Origin of the sequence: Mesorhizobium sp. M7A.F.Ca.US.005.03.2.1 (genome assembly GCF_003997795.1) — a bacterium.
GTDB lineage: Bacteria > Pseudomonadota > Alphaproteobacteria > Rhizobiales > Rhizobiaceae > Mesorhizobium > Mesorhizobium ciceri.
On sequence record NZ_RZRP01001329.1, the window covers coordinates 1 to 1,046 of the forward strand.

Below are 1,046 nucleotides of genomic sequence, written 5' to 3' on the forward strand. Positions count from 1 at the left end.
CGACAGCCCTGTGAGGGTAGTCCGCCAAGCTTGCGCGAGGGTGGGAGACTGGCTAGTTCGAACGATCATGCGCAGGTCGCCGTGTCGGCTAGCCTCGCCAGGAAAGGGAAACCCATGCTTCTGATCATCGGCACCATCCGCTTGCCGCCAAACAAATTTGAGGAAGCCAAGCCCGCAATGGAACGCATGGTTTCAGGCAGCCGCGCCGAGGTCGGCTGCATCCAATATTCCTATGCGCAGGATGTTTTTGATGCCGGGCTCATCCGGGTCACGGAAGTCTGGAGCGACAGGGCAGCGCTCGACGCGCACTTCGCCTCGCCGCACATTGCGGACTGGCGTGCGAGCTGGCCGGCGCTGGGCATAGGCGAGCGCAACCTCGTACTCTATGAAGCCGGCGAGCCCATGCCGACCTGAACGGTCCATCGGCCCGATCGATATCGCGTCCACTTGTCGCCAATGTGGTGTCTGTCGGCATTGTGGTTGCCATGCCGTGCCGCCGGGCGTATCAGGCTGGCTTTCCACTGCCTTTCGATATCGGCGAGCCGCCCCGGTGCTTTCCAGAAACCACAGCGAAGTTTACGCCCGCCGGCTGCGCGCGGTGCTGATCAGGTCGTTGCCCCTGCTCGAGGCACGCGGCATCGTGGTGGTCATCCTCGCCGGTGTCGTAGGCGTCATGGCTGGCATATTGGTCACGGCGATGAGCCAGATCGTGCAGGACCTGCACGGGCTGCTGTTCGGCGTTCAGCCAGGCGGCCGGCTTTCCGGCATGTTCTCGCTCGCCAATCCGATGCAGGCGCTGATACCGGCGATCGGCGGCATACTGCTGGGGCTGACGGTGGTCTGGCTCCGGATACGGAAATTCCGCACACCGATCGACCCGATCGAAGCCAATGCGCTCTATGGCGGGCGCATGTCGCTGACCGACACCTTCATCATCGCCGGCCAGACGATGATCTCCAGCGGTTTTGGCGCCTCGGTCGGGCTGGAAGCCGGCTACACGCAGGTTGGCTCCGGGCTGGCATCGCGGCTGGCGGGCATCTTCAGGC

1 protein-coding gene and 1 pseudogene are annotated in these 1,046 nt (G+C 63.9%); both read left to right on the forward strand.

From position 1 onward, the window contains the following. The first annotated feature begins 114 nt into the window (after positions 1-114). Complete coding sequence (locus tag EN991_RS37495; RefSeq protein WP_063168928.1) at positions 115-414, forward strand: putative quinol monooxygenase; 300 nt, start codon at positions 115-117, stop codon at positions 412-414. A 136-nt stretch (positions 415-550) separates the two neighbouring features. Beyond that, a pseudogene (locus tag EN991_RS37500) lies at positions 551-1,046 on the forward strand (chloride channel protein); the annotation flags it as partial.

Coding starts and splice junctions, on each gene's coding strand:
- EN991_RS37495 (WP_063168928.1), top strand. CDS start 115: ATGCTTCTGATCATCGGCACCATCCGCTTGCCGCCAAACAAATTTGAG.